The following is a 22,235-nucleotide window of genomic DNA, read 5'->3' on the forward strand; positions in this document are numbered from 1 at the left end:
AATACTCCACCATGAACGTCGCTCGCCCCTTAACGCAGGTTGCCCTTTTAGATTACGGCGCGGGAAACATCCGCTCCGCCCAGCGCGCCCTCGAACACGTCGGTGCCGAGGTCACAGTGACCACGGACCCGTACGTGGCCACCGAGGCCGCGGGCCTGGTCGTGCCCGGCGTCGGCGCCTTTGATGCGTGCATGCGGGGGCTTAACCGCGTTGACGGCGGCCGCGTGATCGGCCAGCGGCTCGCGGGCTCGCGCCCGGTGCTGGGCATCTGCGTGGGTCTGCAGGTGATGTTCGAGCGCGGTGTCGAACACGGGGTAGATACCGCAGGTTTCGGCGAGTGGCCGGGCGTGGTGGAAAAACTTGACGCCCCGGTGCTGCCGCACATGGGCTGGAATACCGTCGAGATGGCCAAGGACAGTGAGCTGTTTGCAGGCTTAGACTCGGATACCCGCTTCTACTTCGTCCACTCCTACGGGGTGCGCGAGTTCCCGCTTGTCGCCGACGAGTTCATCGCCTACCCCAAGCTGAGCTGGGCAACCCACGGCGCAAGCCGCTTTTTGGCGGCGGTGGAAAACGGCCCGCTGTGCGCGACCCAGTTCCACCCGGAAAAGTCCGGGGATGCAGGCCTGCACCTGTTGGAAAACTGGGTGGGTACGCTGAGGTAATCCGTCGCTGAATCGGTTCCGATTCAGCGCTGAGCGGGTGCGGCAACACTGCACGGTGCGTGTGGTCACGCTGCTACCATGTGCTTCATGGATTTCACTCTGTTGCCCGCCGTGGATGTAGTCAATGGCCAGGCCGTTCGCCTCGATCAGGGCGAGGCCGGCACCGAAAAGAGCTATGGTGACCCGCTTGAGGCCGCGCTGCGCTGGCAGGAGCAGGGTGCGACCTGGCTGCACTTCGTGGACCTGGACGCCGCATTCGGCCGTGGCTCCAACCACGAGATGATGGCGGACGTGGTCAAAAAGCTCGACATCAGCGTGGAGCTGACCGGCGGCATTCGGGACGATGCTTCGCTTGAGCGCGCCCTGGCCACCGGCGCGCGGCGGGTGAATATCGGCACCGCAGCGCTGCAGCACCCGGAGTGGATGGTCGACGTGATTTCTCTCTACGGCGACAAGGTGGCCATCGACCTGGCTGTGCGTGAAGAGGACGGCCAGTGGCGCACGAAGGGCAACGGGTGGACCTCGGACGGCGGCGACCTGTGGGAGGTACTCGAACTGTTCGACTCCGCCGGGTGCTCCCGCTTCGTGGTCACCGACGTGAGCAAGGACGGCATGCTCACCGGCCCCAACACCGACCTACTGCGCGAGGTCTCCGCTGCCTGCGACGCATATGTCACGGCCTCCGGCGGCATTGCCACCCTGGACAACGTGGTGGAGTTGGCAAGTTTCGCACACGAGGGGATCGACTCGGCGATTATTGGCAAGGCGCTCTACGAGCACAAGTTCACGCTCGACGAGGCGCTCAATGCAGCCGCCGGTGCCACCCCGGCGGCGGACGAGTAAGGCGTAAGACACGTGCCCGCAGAGCCGAACACAGCGCACCAGCTTGAGGAATACCTGGGGGTTGCGCACGAGGTTGTCGCCGAGGCGCGGGAGCTCTTCCTCGCGCACCTGGGTGCCGCCCCAGCCCTGTACAAGGGCAAAGGAGATTTTGCCACTGAGGCCGACCTGGCCATCGAGAAGCTGCTGCGCCGTCGGCTCGAGGCGGCCACCGGCATCCCAGTTTTCGGGGAGGAGCAGGGCGGGACGCTCAATAGCGAGGCGTGCTGGGTGGTCGACCCGATCGACGGTACGTCGAACTACTCATCTGGCAACCCCAACTGCGCCATCCTTGTCTCCCTGTTGTTGAGAGGTGAGCCCGTCGTCGCGGTCACCGACATCCCGCTTTTTCGCACCCAGCTGTCCTGCCACGCGGGGTCGCCGGTGCTGCTCAACCACGAACCGCTACCGCCGGTGGACCACACCACGGCGGCGGCCTGGCAGGTTGGTGTCGGCTCCGTGGGCTCGGACGACCGGCAGGCTTTTCCCGCGAGCATGCGTTTGGGACTCCTCGGCGCGCTTGCGGAGGCGGACCTGCGCCCGCGTATCTCAGGCTCGGTCGGCGTCGACTTGGCTTTTGTCGCACAGGGCGTTTACCAGGCCGCCGTGAGCTTTTCGCCCTACATTTGGGACAACGCGGCCGGTGTGTGCCTCGCGCGCAGCGCAGGCGCGTCTGTGAGCGCGCCGGATGGGAGCGCGTGGTCGCCGGATTCGGTGGGCGTGGTAGTAGGGAGCGCTGCGGCGCACGAAATGGTGCTGGGTAGCATGAGTAGCGTGCGTGACACGCCCACCCCTGGCCCCAATTAAGTTGTAGAAAGAGTGCTGTAGACGATGTCTGTTGCCATCCGTGTGATTCCGTGTTTGGACGTGGATAATGGCCGCGTGGTCAAGGGGGTGAAGTTCGCCGACTTGAAGGACGCGGGCGACCCGGTTGAGCTAGCCAAGCGCTACGGTGCCGAGGGCGCCGATGAGCTGACCTTCTTGGACGTGTCCGCCTCCAAGGAGGGCCGCGGCACCATGGTTGAGGTGGTGCGCCGCACCGCCGAGCAGGTTTTCATTCCGCTGACCGTCGGCGGCGGGGTACGCTCGGCTGAAGACGTGCGCGAGCTGCTGCGGGCAGGGGCGGACAAGGTCAGCGTGAATACCGCCGCCATCGCCAACCCGAACCTGTTGCGCGAGCTCAGCGAGGAGTTCGGCGCGCAGTGCATCGTGCTGTCTGTCGACGCGCGCCGCGTCCCCGAAGGCGGGGTGCCGCAACCCTCCGGGTTCGAGGTCACCACGCACGGCGGCACCAAGTCCGCGGGTATCGACGCCATCGAGTGGGCCCGCACCGGCCAGGACCTCGGCGTCGGCGAGATCCTGCTTAACTCCATGGACGGCGACGGCACCAAGGAGGGCTTCGACTTGGAGCTTTTGGCACTCGTTCGCGAGGCGGTGTCCATCCCGGTGATCGCCTCGGGCGGGGCTGGTAAGGCGGAGCATTTCCCGCCCGCCGTCGAGGCCGGCGCGGATGCGGTGCTCGCGGCCTCCATCTTCCACTTCGGCGAGGTCTCGATCGCCGAGGTGAAGGAAGCGCTCAGGGCTGCCGGGCAGGAGGTGCGCTAGTGTCGTCCGCCCCGGATACCCCCGAGTCGTATGAGCTTGACCCCGGCATCGCCGCGAAACTGAAGCGCAACAGCACAGGGCTTGTGCCAGCCGTGGTGCAGGCCGCGGGAAGCGGCGAGGTACTCATGCTCGCCTGGATGGATGACCACGCGCTGGCCTATACGCTGGCCACCCGGCGTGGCACCTACTACTCGCGCTCGCGCAAAGAGTACTGGATCAAGGGGCTGACCAGCGGGCACACCCAGTACGTGCACGAGGTGCGCCTGGATTGCGACGGGGACACGATCCTGCTCGTCGTCGACCAGGAGGGCGGCGCCTGCCACACTGGGGATCGCACCTGCTTTGACGCGGAAAGGTTGCTGTAGATGAGCGAGGTGGACACCAAGACCGTGGACAAGGGATGGTCGAGGCCGGGCGCGGCCGCACTGGGCATCGGGGGTGCCGCGCTGTGGCTGTTTGCCCGCATGCCGTGGATCGAGGCAGCGTACGACGACAGCCTCGCCGGCAGCGGCACGGCCGAAATCACCGGGGCGGACTGGTCGACGGAGACGACGGCGCTGGCACTCTTGCTCGTCGTCGGCATGATCGCGGGGCTCGCGCTGCGGCGCACCGGCCGACGCCTCATCGGCGTGGTTGGCGCGCTGGCGGGCGTCGGTGCGGCGATCGCCCCGGCTGCGGTGCTGGCGGGTCCGATCTCGCACGAGCGAGTGCACGCGCTGCTCACCGTTGGCAGCGACGCTGCCCAGGCAGCCCAGGGCACAGACACGGCCACGATCGCGGATTGGGCGGAGATCACCGCGACCACGGTGGCGCCCACCGGCCCGGCCGGTGCGCTCGCCGGCTGCGTGTGCGCCCTGCTCGGCGGGCTGGCGCTCGCACTGCGTCCCGGGCAGGACTCGGCGAAGCTGAACAAGTACGAGCAGGAGACGGTACGGCGCGAGAAGATCCGGGATGACTTGGAATCCCAGCCGGACTCAGGCCGTGTGCTGTGGGACGCACTTGATGCAGACATTGATCCGACGGAAGACCCCGCGCGTGACGGGAAGTCCCCTTAAGAAGCAGGGGAGGATTTCGCGCGCCTGTGTGCGTTGTCTATTCTGTTGACAAGAGTCAATACTCCTGGAGGTAGTCATGGTGGTTCCTCACACTGCCGACACCGCAGGCATCGCGGAGGTCGCCGATGCGATCGTGACGAGCGTGCTGCGCGACGTGGCACGCCGTGAAGCCGACGTGCCTTTCCAGGAGATCAAGGCGCGCTCGCGCGACATGGCCCCCACGAGGGATGCGCGCGCCGCCCTGCTGCGCCCGGGGTGCGGCGTGGTCGCGGAAATCAAGCGCAATTCGCCCGTCTACGGGCCGACTGCGGCGAAGTACCGCTCGATCGAAGAGGTCGCCCACGCCATCGAAGAGGGCGGGGCGCACCTGATCGCTTGCCAGACGGAGCGCCTGCGCTTCGACGGCTCGTTGACCGATATGGCCGCCGCCCGCGCCGCCGTCGAACTGCCGATGGTGTGCCGCGACGTGATTGTCGACCCCTACCAGATCCACGAGGCCCGCTGCTACGGTGCCGATGTGCTGCCGCTGCAGGTGGGCATCTTGGACCAGGCGCGCCTGGCGTCGCTGATTGACCGGGCGGAGTCGCTCGGCATGGTGGTGATGGCTGAGGTGCGCACACCGCAGGACGCGGACCGCGCGCTCGCCGCGGGCGCGAGCGTGGTCGCGGTGAACTCGTGGACCTTTGAGACCAACTCGCGCAACCCCGCGGCTTTCGCGGAGATCGCCCCGGGGCTGCCGAGCGAGGTCGTCAAGATCAGCCTCGGCGGGGTGACCACCGCGCGCGACCTCATCAACGCCGCGGCCTGCGGTGCGGATGCGGTGCTGGCGGCCGAGGCGATCATGAGCGGCGGCGACATCTGCCAGGCCACCCGCGCCTTGGCGGCGGCGGGGCAGCACCCGGCGTGCCCGTCGCGTCGCTAATTGCTTGCGGGGCGCTGTTCGAAATTCCAGGCAGCCTCAGGCACACTGTGTGTCGTGGAAACCTATATTCTGGCAAATATTCCCTCCCCGCCGCAGGGCGTGTGGCATTTGGGCCCGATTCCCATTCGCGCCTACGCGCTGTGCATCATCACGGGCATTCTCGTTGCGCTGTGGATCGGCGTGCGTCGCTACACGGCGCGCGGCGGGGACGCGGATGTGGTGTGGGACGCGGCGATTGTGGCGATCCCCGCGGGCATCATCGGCGGCCGCCTCTACCACGTGATCACGGATTACGATAAGTACTTCGGCGAGGGCAAAAACCCCTGGCAGGCCTTCAATATCACCGCCGGGGGCCTCGGGATCTGGGGTGCGGTCGCGCTCGGCACGCTCGCGGTGTGGGCGCTGATGCGCTACCGCAACGTGCCGTTTGCCCCGCTTGCCGACGCGCTCGCGCCCGGAGTCGTACTCGCCCAGGGTATTGGGCGACTGGGCAACTGGTTTAACCAGGAGCTCTACGGTGCGGAAACGGATGTGCCATGGGCGCTGGACATCTACTACCGCGTCGACGAGGCCGGCAACTTCGCGCCGCTGACCGGCCGCTCGACCGGGGAAGTGCTCGCCAGCGTGCACCCGACCTTCCTGTACGAGCTGATATGGAACGTGGCCGTCTTCTGCCTGCTGATCTGGGCGGATCGCTACTTTAGGCTGGGCCATGGCCGCGTGTTCTGGCTGTACGTGGCCGGCTATACCTTCGGGCGCTTCTTCATCGAGCTGATGCGCACCGACGAGGCCACGCTCATTCTCGGGCAGCGGGTCAACTCTTGGGTTTCGGCGCTGGTCTTCCTCATCGCTATCGTGCTCTTCTTTTTCAGTGTGAAGGGGAGAGAGACGCCGGAGGAGGTCGACCCGCGTCGGCAAGCGCAGGCGGGCGAGCGCAGTGCGAACGACGGGTGAGAACAATGCCTGATTATGTCCGATCGGGCATGATTGTGTGAAAGGGAGTAGCCTGGTCTCTTGCAAGACAGGGACGAAACAACACACACGTCTGATTTCGGCCCAGTACGTTCGCTACATCCAAGTAGGTGCATAAACATGGATAGAAGAACAAAGATCGTGTGTACGCTCGGCCCAGCTGTGGCGAGCAAGGAAGCCATCGTGGGCCTCGTGCGCGACGGGATGAACGTCGCGCGCCTGAACTTCTCGCACGGCGACCACGCCGACCACCAGCAAAACTACGACTGGGTGCGCGAGGCCACCGACGAGACGGGGCAAGCCGTGGGCGTGCTCGCGGACCTGCAGGGCCCGAAGATCCGCCTGGGCCGCTTCAAAGAAGGCGCGACTGAGTGGAAAGACGGCGAGATCGTCCGCATCACCACCGACGATGTCGAGGGCACGCACGACCGTGTCTCCACCACGTACAAGGGCCTGGCGCGTGATGCTTCCCCGGGCGATCGCCTGCTTGTCGACGATGGCAAGGTCGGCCTCGTCTGCGTCGAGGTTGACGGCAACGATGTGGTCTGCCGCGTGACCGAGGGCGGCCCGGTCTCCAACAACAAGGGCGTCTCCCTGCCCGGGATGAACATTTCGGTCCCGGCACTGAGCGAGAAGGACAAGGACGATCTGCGCTTTGCCCTGCGCATGGGCGTGGATCTGATTGCCTTGTCGTTTGTGCGCTCGCCGGCCGACGTGGATCTGGTCCACGAGATCATGGACGAGGTTGGCCGTCGCGTTCCGGTGATCGCCAAGCTGGAGAAGCCTGAGGCGGTCGACGCGATCGAGTCGATCATCCTCGCCTTCGACGCGGTGATGGTGGCTCGTGGCGACCTGGGCGTGGAGATCCCGCTCGAGGAGGTCCCCGCGGTGCAGAAGCGCGTCATCCAGATCGCCCGCGAGAACGCGAAGCCGGTGATCGTGGCGACGCAGATGCTCGACTCCATGATTGAGAACTCGCGCCCCACCCGCGCGGAGGCCTCCGACGTGGCCAACGCTGTCATCGACGGCGCGGATGCCGTCATGCTCTCCGGCGAGACCTCCGTGGGCGTGGACCCGCACAACGTGGTGCGCACCATGAGCCGCATCGTCCGCTCCGCCGAGGACTCCGGCATCGAACCGAAGCTGCAGCACGTGCCCCGCACCAAGCGCGGCGTAGTGGCGTACGCCGCCAAGGACATCGCGACCAACCTGCACGCCAAGGCGATCATCACGTTCACCACCTCCGGCGACACGGCTCGCCGCGTCGCACGCTTGCGCCCGGACCTGCCGCTGCTCGCCTTTACCCCGAACCAGCAGGTGCGCTCGCAGCTCGCAGTGACTTGGGGTACCGACACCTTCCTGTGCCGCCGCACGCACACCACCGACGACATGATCGCAGTGGTGGACGAGTCGCTGCTCGCACTGGATGACTACAACGAAGGCGACACCATCGTGGTGGTCGCCGGCACCCCGCCGGGGATTCCGGGCACCACGAACACCATCCGCGTCCACGAGCTGGGCGAGGACCCCACCAGCCACTAGGAGGCGGCGCCCCACCTCGCGCGTAGGGTGGGGCGTATGCATGACAACCGAGACATCCGTGTACGCGACGCCCACCTGCACAACCTGCGCAACGTGGATGTGGATATCCCGCGCGGCACGCTTGTCGCGGTCACGGGTGTGTCCGGATCGGGCAAGTCCTCGCTCGCTTTTGGCACCATCCACGGCGAGGGCCAGCGCCGCTACCTGGAGTCGGTCGCGCCCTTTGCCCGTCGGCTGATTGGCTCGGCGGTGGATCCGCAGGTCGGCTCCGTCGACGGCTTGCCGCCGACGGTTGCGCTGGAGCAGTCCACCTCGGGCGGTGGGGCGCGTTCTACGGTCGGGACCGTCTCGGCGCTCTCCAACAGCATCCGGCTGTTGTACTCGCGCTGCGGGGAGAACCCGGAAGGCCTGTACTCCGATTCCTTTTCCCCGAACACGCCCGAGGGCATGTGCCCAACCTGTCAGGGCACCGGCGTGGTCCATGAGCCGACCGAGGCCTCCATGGTGCCGGATCCTTCGCTTTCCATCGAGGACGGTGCCATCGCCGCCTGGCCCGGCGCGTGGGCGGGCAAGAACTTCCACGACATCCTGGCCACCCTGGGCTTTGATCTGGACTCGCCCTGGCGGGACCTGCCCGCCGCCGATCGCGAGTGGATCCTGTTTACTGAAGAGCGCCCAGTTGTCACTGTCAAACCTTTGCGCGGAGAGGATCAGATCCAGCGCAATTACAAGGGCACGTGGCGCTCGGTAGCCTCGTATCTGACCAACACGCTCGCCGAGACCCAGTCGGATACCCTGCGCAAGCGCGTGCTCAGCTACATGGTCTCCCGCCAGTGCGAGACCTGCCACGGCCGGCGTCTGAACCCGAAGGCACTCGAGGTCACCTACGCGGGCATGCCTATCGACGCCCTCGGCGCGCTTCCCCTCGACCGCGTCTACGAGGTGCTGGCCGCGCAAGACCCGGCCGCAGGATCCGCCGAGGACCTACTGCTGAAGCAGATCCTGCCCGCGCTGCGCTCCGCGCTCGATCTCGGCCTTGCGCACCTGAGCTTGGACCGTCCTGCCCCGACTCTGTCCGCAGGCGAGCTGCAACGCATCCGCCTTTCCTCGCAGCTGCGCTCGGGGCTTTTCGGCGTCACTTACGTCCTCGACGAGCCCTCCGCGGGCTTGCACCCAGCCGAACGCGGCGCTGTGCTGGATATCTGCCGTCGCTTGATCGAGGCCGGCAACTCCGTCCTCCTGGTCGAGCACGACATGGAGCTGGTTGCACAAACCGACTGGCTCGTCGATGTCGGCCCGCTTGCCGGCGAGGGCGGCGGCAACATCATCTACTCCGGTCCCACCAGCGAGTACACAGGCGATGCGCCGACCGCCCGCGCGCTGGCCAAGCGGACGCTGCGCTTGAACAGTGAGCCCCGCGATGCTGCCGGTTCGCTTGAGCTGTCCGGCGTGCAGGCGCGGTCCATCGACGGGTTGGACGTCTCTTTTGGACTCGGCCAGTTCACTGCCGTGGCGGGTGTGTCCGGCTCAGGCAAGTCCACCTTGGTCAGCACCGTGCTTGCAGGTTTGCTTCGCGACGCCGCCGCAACCGTGGTCGACGAGGACGACGGCGAAGAGGCGGGGGAGTGGAGCGTCGAGAAGCATGCAGGCTTCGACGCGGTGCGCAGGGTCGTGCAGATCACCCAGAAGCCGATCGGCCGCACGCCGCGCTCGACGCTTGCCACGTACACCGGGCTGTTCGACGGCGTGCGCAAACTCTTCGCCGGCACTTCCGAAGCGAAGCGGCGCAAGTGGACCGTCTCGCGCTTTTCCTACAACGTGAAGCAAGGCCAGTGCCCGACCTGCGGCGGTGCGGGCAAGATCGAGGTCGAGCTGGTGTTCCTACCCGGCTCCTACACCACCTGCCCGGACTGCGGCGGCGCGCGCTACAACGACGAGACCCTCGAGGTGACCTGGGAGGGTCGCACCGTCGCTGAGGTACTGGACCTCACCGTCGACGAGGCCGCGGATGTGTTCGCCGAGGAGCCGAAGATCCTGCGCGCGGTGGAGACCCTGCAGGCGGTGGGGCTCGGGTACCTGCGGCTCGGCCAGGGCGCGCCGGAACTCTCCGGAGGCGAGGCGCAGCGCATCAAGCTGGCCACCGAGCTGCAGCGCTCCCGCAACTCGCGCCGCGGCCACATCGTCTACCTGCTCGACGAGCCGACCACCGGCCTGCACCCCGCCGACGTTGCACTGCTGGTCACCGAGCTCAACAGCCTGGTCGACGCGGGTCAGACCGTCATCGTGGTCGAACACGACACCTCGGTGCTCGCGCAGGCGGACCGGATCATCGAGATGGGCCCGGGCGCGGGTGCTGAGGGTGGCGAAGTGGTTGCTTCAGGTACTCCAGCTGAGCTGGCTGCGTGCGACACGCCGACGGGGCGGGTGCTCGCCGAGCGCGCAGCGCGGGTCTAGATGCGTTGGTCTAAATGGAGCTAGCTCCGTTTGAGGTGTGCGGTTTTTCGTGACCTGGGGTTTTGCAGGCGGGGTTGGTCTAAATGGAGCTAGCTCCGTTTGGGGTGTGCGGTTTTCCGCGACCTGGGGTTTTGCGGGCGGGGTTGGTCTAAAAGGAGCTAGCTCCGTTTGGAAGCCGCGTTTGGACAGCACCCAGCGGTACCGCTACACCGGCTGGAACCCGTCCCACCACCAGGCGCGCCACGCGTCGACGTCCGGGTGCGGCGGGGGAGTGAGCACGCGCTCGCCGTCCCAGAGCTCGCTGACCGGGCTGATGCCGTGCAGGGAGTTGAGGAACCAGAGGGGGTGATCGTTGGCGAGTTCGGGAAACAACCGGCGGCGCTCTACTCGCAGACCCAGCTGCTGCGCCCGCGAAACAACCTGGCCCAGCGTGATACTCGGCAGCCACACCCCGTCGGGGACGCACAGGGTTATACCGTCCCAGATCACCAGCGCGCCGGTGGTGGTCTCGAGCATCGCGCCTTGCGCATCCACGATCACGGTGTCGTCCGTACCGGCGACCTGGTAGCTGTCGCGGTAGGAACGAAACGCGGCGAAGTCCGGGCCTTTGACCTCGGGTTTCGTACGCGGGTCGTCAGCCGTCACGTAGGTCAGGGCAGTACAGGCGCGAGGTGCGGGGGCGGGGCGAACGTCGAGAAGCAACAGGCCTGCAGACAGCGCGATGCGGGGAAACAGCTCGCCTTCCGCGAGCAGTGGCAGCATGGCGTCGACGAACCCTGCGGGCAGCGGGCCGGCGGTGCGGACAAAGCGGGCGAGGTGTGCCTCCAAGCCGTGCGCGCGGCCGGAGGAGTGCCGCCAGGAGTCGACGACCTCGAGCGGGCCGTCAGGGAAGTCGCGCTCGACGAACGAGCCGTGCCAGGCGTACCTACGCATCCCATGCTCCCAGGACGGACTGGGCTTTGAGGTTGCGTTCGGCAAGCTCGGCGTGCGCGTCGGAATCGAGCACGATCGCGCCGCCCGCGCCCACGGTCACGGTGTTGCCCGTGCGCACCGCGGTGCGGATGACCACTGACAGGTCGGCCTGGCCGTCGAAGCCGAAGTAGCCGAGCGCGCCGGAGTACACCCCGCGTGGGGCGCACTCGAGCCGGTCGATGATCTCGCAGGTGCGCAGTTTCGGCGCGCCCGTCATCGAGCCCGGCGGGAAGGCCGCGCGCACCGCGTCGACGGCGGTGAGTCCCTCGCGCAGCCGCCCAGTGATGGTGGAGACGAGCTGGTGCACTGTCGCGTACGACTCCACCTGCATGAGCCTCGGCACGCGCACGGTGTCCGGTTCGCAGACGCGGGAGAGGTCGTTGCGAAGCAGGTCAACGATCATGAGGTTTTCGGCGCGGGTTTTGGCGTCTCGGGTGAGCAGCGCCGGGTCTTCGTCGGCGGCGATGGTGCCCTTGATCGGTTTCGCCTCCACGTCGCGCCCGCGCACGGTGAGGAAGCGCTCGGGCGAGGCGCTGGCAACCTCCACACCGTCGAAGATAAGGTGCGCGGCGTAGGGCGCGGGGTTGTGTTCGCGCAGCGCAGGGTAGATATCTCCTGAAGCCTCGGCGGTGTAGGTGTCTGTCAGGCACACCTCGTAGCTTTCGCCCGCGCGCAGCTCGTCTTGCGCGTTTTCGATGGCCCCGAGGTAGTCCGGGTTGGCCCAGGTGCCATCGCTTATCGACGCCCCCTGCCCACCATCCGCACCCGCAAGCGCCCGTTCGAGACGATCAAGGAGTGCGTTCGCGCCATCGCCGTTCAGCGCGCACAGGTGGGCGACTTCGGCTGCGTGGTCGTAGACGATAAACGACTGCGGGCGCACGAAGTAGGCGTCCGGATACGGCGAGCGGTGCCGCAGCGTGAGTGGCAGGGTCAGCTGCGCGCACTCGTAGCCGAGGTAGCCGATCAGCCCGCCGGTAAAGGGCAGGTCGGGGGCGTCGTAAATCGGCGCGGAAAGTTCCGCCTCGAGGCTGGTGAGGATGTCTGGGGCATCGCCGAGCGAGTACCGGAACGTGCGCGACAGCTCGCCTGCGGTATCGCCAAGGATGGAGAACTGGCCGCGAGCGTCAGCGGAGTCGAGGAAGAACGCGTCGTTGCCTTCGCGTGTAAACGCGTTGAAGACGCGCTGGCAGTCAAGCGCGCCGGGCACTTCGCGGTGGATGAGCCGCCACCCGCCGATGAAGTTGCGGATCAGTTCCGTGCCGTGCTGAGTGAGCACGGATTCGGGGTGGAATTGTACGCCCCAGTGGTCCAGGCCGTCGACCTTGAGCGCCTGGATCACACCGTCCTCGCTGCGGGCGTGCACCGTGAACCCTGCGACCGCCTCGTCTACATGCAGGGAGTGGTAGCGCACCACGTCGAAGCCCTGCGGGATGCCGGCGAAGATACCCTCGCCGGAGTGGGTGATCGTGGAGACGAAACCATGGCGCGGCTCGGGCGCGCGGGTCACGTCCGCACCGGCGAGCATCGCGAGCCCCTGGTGTCCCAGGCACACGCCGAGCAGCGGAATGCCAGCGTCGGCTGCGGCCTCGATCACCCGTCGGGAAGTGCCGAAGTCTTCCTCGCGCTCGGGCGTGCCGGGGCCAGGGGAGATGAGAATATGGGAAAACTCCCCGGCACGGATGCGTGCGGGGAGTGCGTCTGCTGCCGGGTCGTCGCAGGCCACCACGAGCGGTGAGAGACCGGTGGCCTCGGCGACGAGGTGGGCCAGGTTGAAGGTGTAGGAGTCGCGGTTATCCAGCAGCAAGATCATAGCGCCGTTGATTGTACTGCCGGGGCGGCTCCGCTCAGCCTCGGCCCATCCGGGCTAGTTGATCGGGGTCGGGTCGAGCTTCCAGACCTCTTCCGCGTAGTCGCGGATGGTGCGGTCGGAGGAGAAGCGGCCGGACTCGCATATGTTGATCCAGCACATCTTCGCCCAGTGGTCCGGGTCCGCGTAGTACTCCTCGGCCATGCGGTCGCGGGTAGCGCGGAAGTCTGCGTAGTCGCCGAGGACGTAGTAGACGTCCGGGTCGTCGAAGCCGAAGCCGTCGAGCAGGGAGGCGCGGATGTCGTGGAAGGCGCCGCTGCCGTTGTCCTCCAACGTGCCGTCGACAAGCGCATCGAGCACGCGCATCAAACCGGGGGTCTCCGCGGCGACGGCCTTCGGGTCGTAGCTGCGCTTGAGCTCAGGCAGCTCCTCCTCGCGGGCGCCGAAGATGTAGGCGTTGTCCTCGCCGACGGCATCGACGATCTCCACGTTCGCGCCGTCCATGGTGCCCAGGGTCAGTGCGCCGTTCATCATGAACTTCATGTTCGACGTGCCCGAGGCCTCCTTACCAGCGGTGGAGATCTGCTCGGAGACATCGGTTGCCGGGATGATCTGCTCGGCGGGGGAGACGTTGTAGTTCTCCACGAAGACCACGTGCAGGTACTGCGAGGCGACCGGGTCGTTGTTGACCAGCTGACCGATCGCGTTGATCAGCTTGATGATGCCCTTGGCCATCGTGTAGCCCGGGGCTGCCTTCGCGCCGAAGATGAAGGTGCGCTTCGGCACGTCGCGCTCGCCGTCCTGGGTGATACGGAAGTACAGGTCCAGGATGTACAGGGCGTTCATCAGCTGGCGCTTGTACTCGTGCAGGCGCTTGATCTGGGTGTCAAAGACCGAATCCGGGTCGATCTCATCGCCCTGGCGATCGGCGATCCACTCGGCGAAGTCACGCTTGTTGGCAGCCTTGATCTCACGCAGCTCGCGCAGAACCTCCGGGTCTTCGGCGAAGTGGCGCAGCTCGCGCAGCTTGGACAGGTCGGTGACCCACTCGTCGCTACCAGCGAGGCGGTCGAGCAGTTCGGACAGGCGCGGGTTGCACATGCGCAGCCAGCGGCGCGGGGTCACACCGTTGGTCTTGTTGTTGAAGCGCTCCGGGTACATCTCGTACCAGTAGTTCAGCGTGTCGCGCTTGAGAATCTCGGTGTGCAGCGCGGCCACACCGTTGACGGAGTACGCGGCGTAGCAGGCGATCCACGCCATGTGGATCGCACCGTCGTGCACCGGCGAGTAGTGGTGCGCGGTCTCCGGGGCAATCCCGCGGGCTTCCATGTCGAGGCGGTAGCGGCGGTCGATCTCCTGCACGATCTCCCAAATGCGCCAGAACAGCTGCTTGAAGATGGACTCTTCCCAGGTCTCTAGCGCCTCCTGCAGCACAGTGTGGTTGGTGTAGGCAAAGGTCTTGGAGGTGACCTCCCAGGCTTCGTCCCAGCCCATGCCGTGCTCGTCCATGAGCAGGCGCATGAGCTCCGGGATGCCGAGCACCGGGTGGGTGTCGTTGAGCTGGATCGAGTTGAACTCGTGGAACTTGCTCAGGTCTTCGCCGTGGTGCTCGATGTAGTTTTCCACCAGCTCCTGTAGGGAAGCGGAGACGAAGAAGTACTGCTGGCGCACGCGCAAAAGTTTGCCGGCGTAGCTGGAGTCGTTGGGGTAGAGCACGCGCGTGATGTCGTGGACTGCCTCGCGCTCCAGGATCGCGTCGGTGAAGCGCTGGTGGTTAAACGCGTCGTAGTCAAACTCGTGCATCGGGGAAGCATCCCACAGGCGCAGGGTGCCGACGTTGTCGGTGCCGTAGCCGGTGATCGGCATGTCGTGGGGGATGGCACGCACGTGCATGTCGTCGAACTTCACGATGCGCTGCTGCGAGCCGTGGCGCACGATGAAGGGGTAGAAGGACTCCTTCCAAGCGTCCGGGTGCTCCTTCTGGAAACCGTCGACGAACTCCTGGCGGAATAAGCCGTAGCGGTACAGCAGGCCGTAGCCGGTCAGGGGGTAGTCCTGCGTGACAGCCGAGTCGAGGAAGCAGGCGGCCAGGCGCCCCAGGCCACCGTTGCCCAGTGCTGCGTCGTGCTCAGCCTCGAGGACATCCGACAGCTCGTGCCCACTGGCCTTCGCTGCGGCCTTGGCCTCGTCGACCAGACCCAGGTTGGTCAGGTTGTTCAGCAGCGCACGGCCCTGCAGGAACTCGGCGGAGAAGTACGCCGCCTGGCGGGTGCCCGCGTATGCGCTGCGGGTGGCGTCCCAGTTATCGGCGAGCTGTTCCATCACGGCCGCAGAAAGACCGGTCCAAAATTTCTTGGTCGTGGCGTTTTCCGGGGTGCGGCCGCCGAACGCGCGGACGTGTCCGGCGAGCGCTTCGTTGAGCGCGGGGGCGTGTGCGGGGGTATTCATCCTGAAAAGAACCTCATTCCACCTTCAATTGGCTGCTACGTGCTGTATGCACGTCACTGCTTTTCGAGCCTACAGACTGACCCGCGACCGCGCCGCCCCGAGCACAGAGCCCGCAGCTCAGCGGGCCTCTGCCTCCGGCAGATCCAGCTCGCCAATATCTGCGCGTGCCGCTTCGGCCGGATCCTCGGCGTCCTCGTCCCCGTCGACGTCACACGCTGCGTCTTCCGTCTTTGCCAGGTACGTCAGCACTGCAGCGAGACCTGCGTTGGTAGCCGCCTTGATGGTGGGTTCGTATTCGGGCAGGAAGGTGGACATGTGGTTGACCGGTACGTCCTGCTCCACGCGGTCGGCGGCGACTGCTTTGTCCCACTGCTCCTGCGGGGTGCAGCCGATGAGCCAGAAGAAGTAGGGCACGCCGAAGGCCTGCGGCAGGACGGGGAAGTCCTCCGAGACGGTCTTGCGTGCGGCGTTGACGCTTTCGGTGCCGAAGACGTCGTCGAAAGTGGCGCGGACCTTGTTGTAGACGATCGCGTCGTTGCTCATCAGCTCGCCGTGCGCGAAGTACTCAATCGTCGGTGCCTCGGTGGAACCGGACGCCAGTACCTCGGCGTGGACGACACGCTCGATGGAGGCGTACACGCGCGCCTTGGTGCGCTCGCTGTAGAAGCGGCAGTTGAGCACCAGCTCTGCATGCCCCGGGATGATGTTGTTGGTGGTACCTGCGTGCATGCTGGCCACAGTGATTACCGCGAAGTCGTTCGGGTCGACCTCGCGGCCCACCACAGCCTGCATGCGGGCGATGATCATCGCCGCGGTGTAGGTGGGGTCGATCGCGTTGTGCGGCATGGAGCCGTGCGCGCTGCGGCCGGGGATCCGGATGCGGATGGAATCACAGGCCGCGAACTGCGGGCCGGCCTTGGACATCACCTGGCCCGCGCGGCCCGGCATGACGTGCTGGCCGAAGCAGACCTCGGGGAAGGGGATCTTGTCCACCAAGCCGTCGTCCACCATCGCCTCGGCACCCGCGCCGATCTCCTCGCCCGGCTGGAATAAGGCAATGAAGGTGCCAGACCACTTGTCGCGCGTGTTGTCTAAGTGGTGGCACATGCCGACCAGCGCCGCGGTGTGAATGTCGTGGCCGCAGGCGTGCATCGTGCCGACGACCTCGCCGTCCTTGGTGGTGACCTTCTTGTGCGAGGCATACGGCACGCCGGTCTGCTCGGTGACCGGCAGGCCGTCAAAGTCCGCGCGGTGCAGCACGGTTCGGCCCTCACCGTTGCGGAAGATGGCGCAGATGCCGTACTTACCAATCGGGGCGACGACCTCGCAGTCGAGGTAGCTGAGCTCCAGCAGCAGGCGGTGGTGGGTCTCCTCTTCCTGGAGGGAGAGCTCCGGGTTAGCGTGCAGCAGCTCGTAGAGTCGGCGCTGCCAGGCCGGATCGATCTCATAGGATTCGATGATGGACGCGATCGTGCTCGTGTCGCTCAAGGTCACTCCTCCGCGCGGGCTCCCCGCGCGCTCGATGGTTACTTCGGTGTTGCTACATGTCTACCACCGTCGCCCAGGTCGCGGGGTCGGGGAGTGAAAAAGAGGGCCTACCCAACCGCCGGGTTATAGCGCAGTGTATTGCGCGCCGGCGCGCACTCCGTGGCGATGCGGATGTCCTGGTCAATGCGCCTTTCATCGCGGAGGCGGTACATGTTGGACACCACGCGGTCGCGGATATCAAAGGGGGAGAGCGTATTGACGTAAATCTTCGTGCCGCCCTCAAATCCGGCCAGCGTGGAGATCCGCCACTTGATGTTGATGCGCCACGGCATCGGCAGGTCCAGGTCGACCGGTCGGTAGTGCCACTCTTCGTTGGTGGAGACCTCCGTGCCCGTGGCCGCGTGCACGGCGTGCAGCAGGTTCGACATGTTGCGCACCTCGCGCTCGGATTGCAGCCACGGCTCGCACACCGGCGACTTCGAGTAGACACTCAAGGTGGGGTAGCGGTGCCCGATGCCCACCACCACGATCGCGTCCTCGTTCTCCGCGACCACCAGGTTGTGGTAGCTGGCGTAGTTCACACCCCACTCGTTGTACATGTTCACGTTCTGCCGCAGCTTGGAGATCTCCAGCTCAGCCTGGACCCCGCGCTCGTCGATAGCCACCAGCTGCTTGTGCAGGTGATTGAAGGAGGCGCCGGCGGGCGCGAGCCAGTTCTGGAAGACCACCACGTAGGGCGAGTAGCGGTTCTCATCCACCAGGTCGCGCAGGGCGTCGATGGTGAAGGTGATAAACGCGGCATGCTCCTCCGGGTCAAGCGTGCCGGAGCCGGCGAGCTGGGAGTCGTTTTCCGCCCCGTCGACAAAGTGGCGGCGGCCAATGATCACGTCGTGACCTCCGGCGAAGTAGGCCGGCACGTAGCTGAGCAGTTCCTCCTCGGTCGGCTCATCGGCAAAGCCGGAGGCCTTCAGGCGAGTGCGCACGATCTGGAAGATGTGCTCGCGCCCGGCGTGATCCGCCAGGTAGTGCTCCATATGCTCGCGCTGCGCGGCCGACATGTCGTAGCCGTAGTTCTCCTTCCAGTACTGGTAGGAGACGATTTCAAAGAGGTTGGGTACGCGGCGAAACTCCGCACGAGTGGCCTCGAGTTCGTGCGGCATCTGGTTACGCAGGATCTCCCACCCCGCATCGGTGCGCACCTTGCGCGACTTCTCCGGCGGGGTGGCAAGCAGCTTGCCTTCGCAGAAGTTGCAGGCGTGGGTGAAGTCTTCCTCCCGCACCGGGCGCGCCTCGCCCGAAGGCTTGCTCAGTGGTCGGTTGCCGCGCCCCGGCACCGTCCACACTTGTGTGCCGGAAAACGGGTTGACCTGCTTGATCGTCCCGTCGGCCATGGTGGACAGTGCATCTCTGTACGAGGGCAGGGGAAAGCTCATGCGCTCCAGCGTAGACCTTTGGTTAGGCTGATCGCATGCCCAGAATCCAATTCGACGTCCTCGTCCCGCCAGCCCACGCCGGCAAACTCGCCGAGGCCATCCAGCGCGCCCTCGACATCCTGGTCCGCCGCGAAAAGCTCAGCTCCGCCTCGCTCGAGGCGCAGGGCCCAGTGCTTATCGACGCCACCGTGCTCGCCGAACTCACCCAAACCTACGAAGACGACCGTGGCTACACCGCCGACGAAGAGGGGGCCGAGGTCCACCGCTTCCTCATCGACGCCGACGGCGTGGACAGCTACAACCGGCTCGCCATGGGGCTCTCGCGCATCCTCACCCCGAAGGCGGAGCTGCCGCGAGACCCGGTCGCGCTGGAGCAGCAGGACCGCTTCGAGGTCCCGGCGCTGTTCCCCTGGACCGTGACGATCCTGCGCTAGCTGTCAGATTCGGCAGTGCCGGCGTTGAGGTACGCCACCGCCGCCTGTTTGCCCGCGCGGATCAGCTGCTCGCGGGTATCTACTATCTCCTCGAGCTCCACGGCGAGGACCCCTTCGTCCGGCTCACCGTCGAAGCTGCCCGCCACCACGGCGACCGCCGGTGCGTGCTCGCCGACTTCGCGGGCCAAATCGCACACCGTGGCAACGACCTTGCCGGTGGCGGTCTGCGGGTCGAAGCGCCCCTCACCCGTAATGACCAGGGAGGCCTCGCCGAGCGCGTCCGCCAGGCCATTCGCCTCGGCCACCATCCGCGCGCCGGGCTGCAGGTGGACGTGGTCGGCCGTGCCGTGGAGCAGGCTCGACAGCCAGGTAATGCCGATGGCCACCCCGCCGGACGCGCCCATGCCCGGGGGGGCAGGGTCGATGCCCGCGAATTCGCAGAAACGGGCAAGGCCTTTATCGAGGACGGCGACGTCCTCTTCCGTGGCGCCCTTCTGCGGGCCGAAGACGGCTGCGGCACCTTGTGGGCCTGTGGCCGGGGACGTGACGTCGTAAAGCAAGTGCCACTCGAGCGCGCCAGCCGGGATGTTGACTTTGGCGGTGTCGATATCCCCGAGCTTGTGCAGCGAGCCGCCGCCGGGGGAGAGCTGGTAGCCGCGCTCGTCGAGCGGGTTCGCGCCGAGGGCAACGAGGATGCCGGTGCCGCCGTCGATAGTGGCGGAACCGCCGAGGCCTAGCACGATGCGGGTCGCGCCCCGGGTCTCGGCGTCGGCGATGAGCACGCCGGTGCCGTAGGTATCGCCGGTCATCGGGACTGGCCGGTCGGCGACGGCAGGGAGACCGGAGGCGGCGGCGACGTCGATAAACGCGGTGGTGGTCTCGGCGTCGTAGGTGTAGGTGGCCTCGGTGAGGCGGCCCGCGGCATCCGTGGTGGGCAGGGTGATTTGCTCGCCATTGAAGAGGCTGGAGGTGCCTTCGCCACCGTCGGCCATGGGCAGCAGGGTGATCTCGGCGTCGCGGATGATGCTGCGCACGCCTTCGCCGAGCCACTCGGCGGCCTGCTGTGCGGTGGCCGTGCCCTTAAAGGAGTCGGGGGCGATCAGGATGCGGGGGGAGGGTGCCTCAGCACCTTCCGTACCTTGTGTGATCAAGCTCATATTTGTGCCTTTTTTCGAGGGTGCGGGGGACATTGCAGGCATTCTATCTGCCACGATCCGTGAAAGTGCGATCTGTTTTCTATCGTGAGACCGAAACCTGTTGTAAGCTATTGCACGACCTTAAAACCTACTGCCTAACAGGTATTGAAAGGAACGCTCATGAGCTCGATCGAACAAGAGGTAGCCGGCTATTACGACAAGCTGTTGCAGCGCAACGCTGGTGAGCCGGAGTTCCACCAGGCCGTCGCCGAGGTGCTGGATTCGCTGAAGATTGTCCTGGGCAAGGATCCGCACTACGCCGACTACGGCCTGATCGAGCGCCTCTGCGAGCCGGAGCGTCAGATCATCTTCCGCGTGCCGTGGATGGATGACAACAACGAGATCCGCGTCAACCGCGGCTTCCGCGTCCAGTTCAACTCTGCACTCGGCCCCTACAAGGGCGGCCTGCGCTTCCACCCGAGCGTGAACCTGGGCATCATCAAGTTCCTGGGCTTTGAGCAGATCTTTAAGAACTCGCTCACCGGCCTGCCCATCGGCGGCGGCAAGGGTGGCTCCGACTTCGACCCGAAGGGTAAGTCCGAGGGCGAGATCATGCGCTTCTGCCAGTCCTTTATGACTGAGCTGTGGCGCCACATTGGCGAGTACCGCGACGTGCCTGCCGGTGACATCGGCGTCGGCGGCCGCGAGATCGGCTTCCTCTTTGGCCAGTACCGCCGCTTGGCCAACCAGCACGAGTCCGGCGTGCTCACCGGCAAGGGTCTGACCTGGGGCGGCTCGCTCGTGCGTACCGAGGCCACCGGCTACGGCTGCGTCTACTTCACCGAGGAGATGATGAAGGCCAAGGGTGAGTCCCTCGACGGCGCGAAGGTCATCGTCTCCGGTTCCGGCAACGTGGCTATCTACGCCATCCAGAAGGCGCAGGAGCTGGGCGCGACCGTCGTGGGCTTCTCCGACTCCTCCGGCTGGGTAGAGACCCCCACCGGCGTGGACCTGGAGCTGCTGCACGACGTCAAGGAGGTACGCCGCGCCCGCGTGTCCGACTACGCCAAGGAGGCCACCGGCGCCACCTTCCACGACGACGGTTCCATCTGGGACCTCAAGGCCGACGTGGCCCTGCCGTGCGCGACCCAGAACGAGCTCGACGGCGAGCACGCCAAGACCCTGGTTGCCAACGGTGTGAAGTACGTCGCCGAGGGCGCGAACATGCCGTCGACCGCGGAGGCCATCGAGACCTTCCGCGAGAACAAGATCTCCTTCGGCCCGGGCAAGGCTGCCAACGCTGGTGGCGTGGCCACCTCCGCGCTGGAGATGCAGCAGAACGCCTCGCGCGATTCCTGGACCTTCGACTACACCGACGGTCGTCTGCACCAGATCATGTCCGGCATCTTCAATGTTGCCGCTGATACCGCGGAGGAGTACGACCGCGCTGGTGACTACGTCGTGGGCGCGAACATCGCCGGCTTTAAGAAGGTCGCTGACGCAATGCTCGCCCAGGGTGTTGTGTAAAGAAACGGTGTAAACGTACACCTTGTGGGCCCGTGCCTCGTGGCGCGGGCCCTTCCGCATGCGTAACGCAGTAGGCTTAGGAGCTATGTATCGCGTTTTTGAAGCACTAGATGAGCTCGTTGAAACCGTCGAGGCCGCCATGGGCGTGCCCATGACTTCGAACTGCATGGTCCCGCGCAGCGAGATGCTCACGCTTCTCGACGATATCCGGGAAGCCCTGCCCGACGAGATCGACGACGCCCAGGACGTTTTAGATAACCAGGACGAGATCCTGCGGGGTGCCGAGGACCGCGCCCACCAGCTCGTCGGCGATGCGGAGGCCGAGGCCAAGCAGCTTGTCGACGAAGCCCACGCGCAGGCCGATTCCGTCCTGCACGATGCGCAGGCGCAGGCCACCGCGCTGCTGTCGCGTTCCGAGGAGGACGCCGACCGCCTGGTCGCAGACGCGCGCGAGGAGGCCGAATCCGCACTCAGCGCCGCCCACAGCGAGGCGGAGCGCTTGGTGGAGGACGGCAAGCAGCAGTACCAGCGCTCTGTGGACGAGGGCCTGGCCCAGCAGGAGCACCTGATCTCCGAGTCCGAGGTCATGCGCCGTGCGGACGAGGAGGCCCACCGTCTGGTGGAAAACGCGCACTCCGAGTCCTCCCGCCTGCGCCGCGAGTGCGACGAGTACGTCGACTCCAAGCTGGCCGAGTTCGAAGAGGCGCTGTCTTCGGTGTTGCGCACCGTGGCTTCTGACCGCTCGGCGCTGCGCCGCGGGGCCGGAGTTGCTGGTGCGGCGGGCGAGTCCGGCGGGCGTCGCAACGAGCGCCAGGAGCAGACCGGCCACTACGAACCGCGCCGCTACCCGCGCCGTTCCCGCGGCGAGCAGCGGGATCAGTACTAGCAGCGCTTTC

At 66.2% G+C, this 22,235-nt stretch carries 19 protein-coding genes; 13 read left to right on the plus strand and 6 right to left on the minus strand.

Annotated elements, in window-relative coordinates:
- Positions 1-11: 11 nt before the first annotated feature.
- From hisH to HMPREF2990_RS07120, 10 genes are all read left to right on the plus strand, one after another.
- The gene (gene hisH / locus HMPREF2990_RS07075; RefSeq protein WP_070763556.1) at positions 12-665 is read left to right on the plus strand and encodes an imidazole glycerol phosphate synthase subunit HisH; all 654 of its coding nucleotides are present in this window, start codon (positions 12-14) and stop codon (positions 663-665) included.
- A gap of 87 nt (positions 666-752) precedes the next feature.
- Entirely contained in the window at positions 753-1,508 is a 756-nt protein-coding gene (gene priA / locus HMPREF2990_RS07080; protein WP_070763945.1) for a bifunctional 1-(5-phosphoribosyl)-5-((5-phosphoribosylamino)methylideneamino)imidazole-4-carboxamide isomerase/phosphoribosylanthranilate isomerase PriA, read from the plus strand.
- A gap of 12 nt (positions 1,509-1,520) precedes the next feature.
- Positions 1,521-2,351 carry an inositol monophosphatase family protein gene (locus HMPREF2990_RS07085; protein WP_070763558.1) on the plus strand — a complete coding sequence of 277 codons (831 nt, stop codon included), beginning with the start codon at positions 1,521-1,523 and terminating at the stop codon, positions 2,349-2,351.
- 24 nt (positions 2,352-2,375) lie between these two features.
- Positions 2,376-3,149 carry an imidazole glycerol phosphate synthase subunit HisF gene (hisF, locus tag HMPREF2990_RS07090; RefSeq protein ID WP_070763560.1) on the plus strand — a complete coding sequence of 258 codons (774 nt, stop codon included), beginning with the start codon at positions 2,376-2,378 and terminating at the stop codon, positions 3,147-3,149.
- Complete coding sequence (gene hisI / locus HMPREF2990_RS07095) at positions 3,149-3,514, plus strand: phosphoribosyl-AMP cyclohydrolase (protein WP_070763562.1); 366 nt, start codon at positions 3,149-3,151, stop codon at positions 3,512-3,514. Before hisF ends, hisI begins: the two co-directional genes overlap by 1 nt.
- Positions 3,515-4,204 (plus strand): TIGR02234 family membrane protein, encoded by a 690-nt coding sequence (locus HMPREF2990_RS07100; RefSeq protein ID WP_070763564.1) that lies wholly within the window; start codon positions 3,515-3,517, stop codon positions 4,202-4,204.
- A 76-nt stretch (positions 4,205-4,280) separates the two neighbouring features.
- A complete protein-coding gene (locus HMPREF2990_RS07105; RefSeq protein WP_070763566.1) occupies positions 4,281-5,126 on the plus strand; it encodes an indole-3-glycerol phosphate synthase TrpC in 846 nt (281 codons plus the stop codon).
- Positions 5,127-5,180: 54 nt separating this feature from the next.
- Complete coding sequence (gene lgt / locus HMPREF2990_RS07110; RefSeq protein ID WP_070763568.1) at positions 5,181-6,080, plus strand: prolipoprotein diacylglyceryl transferase; 900 nt, start codon at positions 5,181-5,183, stop codon at positions 6,078-6,080.
- A 138-nt stretch (positions 6,081-6,218) separates the two neighbouring features.
- Positions 6,219-7,640, plus strand: coding sequence for a pyruvate kinase (pyk, locus tag HMPREF2990_RS07115; RefSeq protein ID WP_070763570.1), 1,422 nt, complete (start codon positions 6,219-6,221; stop codon positions 7,638-7,640).
- 36 nt (positions 7,641-7,676) lie between these two features.
- Complete coding sequence (locus HMPREF2990_RS07120) at positions 7,677-10,094, plus strand: excinuclease ABC subunit UvrA (protein WP_070763572.1); 2,418 nt, start codon at positions 7,677-7,679, stop codon at positions 10,092-10,094.
- A 204-nt stretch (positions 10,095-10,298) separates the two neighbouring features.
- Here HMPREF2990_RS07120 and HMPREF2990_RS07125 read toward each other — a convergent pair whose 3' ends face one another.
- The 5 genes from HMPREF2990_RS07125 to HMPREF2990_RS07145 form a co-directional block, all read right to left on the minus strand.
- Positions 10,299-11,027 (minus strand): aminotransferase class IV, encoded by a 729-nt coding sequence (locus HMPREF2990_RS07125; protein WP_070763574.1) that lies wholly within the window; start codon positions 11,025-11,027, stop codon positions 10,299-10,301.
- Positions 11,020-12,876, minus strand: a complete 1,857-nt coding sequence (locus tag HMPREF2990_RS07130; protein WP_070763576.1) for a chorismate-binding protein — start codon at positions 12,874-12,876, stop codon at positions 11,020-11,022. Before HMPREF2990_RS07130 ends, HMPREF2990_RS07125 begins: the two co-directional genes overlap by 8 nt.
- 54 nt (positions 12,877-12,930) lie before the next feature.
- Complete coding sequence (locus HMPREF2990_RS07135) at positions 12,931-15,321, minus strand: glycogen/starch/alpha-glucan phosphorylase (protein ID WP_070763578.1); 2,391 nt, start codon at positions 15,319-15,321, stop codon at positions 12,931-12,933.
- Between the two features lie 117 nt (positions 15,322-15,438).
- Positions 15,439-16,809 carry an amidohydrolase gene (locus HMPREF2990_RS07140; RefSeq protein ID WP_070763580.1) on the minus strand — a complete coding sequence of 457 codons (1,371 nt, stop codon included), beginning with the start codon at positions 16,807-16,809 and terminating at the stop codon, positions 15,439-15,441.
- Positions 16,810-16,916: 107 nt separating this feature from the next.
- Complete coding sequence (locus tag HMPREF2990_RS07145; RefSeq protein WP_070763582.1) at positions 16,917-18,242, minus strand: DUF4921 family protein; 1,326 nt, start codon at positions 18,240-18,242, stop codon at positions 16,917-16,919.
- Between the two features lie 35 nt (positions 18,243-18,277).
- Here HMPREF2990_RS07145 and HMPREF2990_RS07150 point away from each other — a divergent pair, with 35 nt between their 5' ends.
- Positions 18,278-18,676 (plus strand): hypothetical protein, encoded by a 399-nt coding sequence (locus HMPREF2990_RS07150; RefSeq protein WP_070763584.1) that lies wholly within the window; start codon positions 18,278-18,280, stop codon positions 18,674-18,676.
- Here HMPREF2990_RS07150 and HMPREF2990_RS07155 read toward each other — a convergent pair.
- Entirely contained in the window at positions 18,673-19,833 is a 1,161-nt protein-coding gene (locus HMPREF2990_RS07155) for a glycerate kinase (RefSeq protein WP_070763586.1), read from the minus strand. The two genes, HMPREF2990_RS07150 and HMPREF2990_RS07155, sit on opposite strands and share 4 nt — an antisense overlap.
- Positions 19,834-19,992: 159 nt before the next feature.
- Here HMPREF2990_RS07155 and gdhA point away from each other — a divergent pair, with 159 nt between their 5' ends.
- Both gdhA and HMPREF2990_RS07165 read left to right on the plus strand, forming a co-directional pair.
- Positions 19,993-21,339 carry an NADP-specific glutamate dehydrogenase gene (gene gdhA, locus HMPREF2990_RS07160; RefSeq protein WP_070763588.1) on the plus strand — a complete coding sequence of 449 codons (1,347 nt, stop codon included), beginning with the start codon at positions 19,993-19,995 and terminating at the stop codon, positions 21,337-21,339.
- A gap of 85 nt (positions 21,340-21,424) precedes the next feature.
- Entirely contained in the window at positions 21,425-22,225 is an 801-nt protein-coding gene (locus HMPREF2990_RS07165; RefSeq protein ID WP_070763590.1) for a DivIVA domain-containing protein, read from the plus strand.
- Positions 22,226-22,235 lie beyond the last annotated feature (10 nt).

Source organism: Corynebacterium sp. HMSC071B10 (assembly GCF_001814825.1).
Lineage (GTDB): Bacteria > Actinomycetota > Actinomycetes > Mycobacteriales > Mycobacteriaceae > Corynebacterium.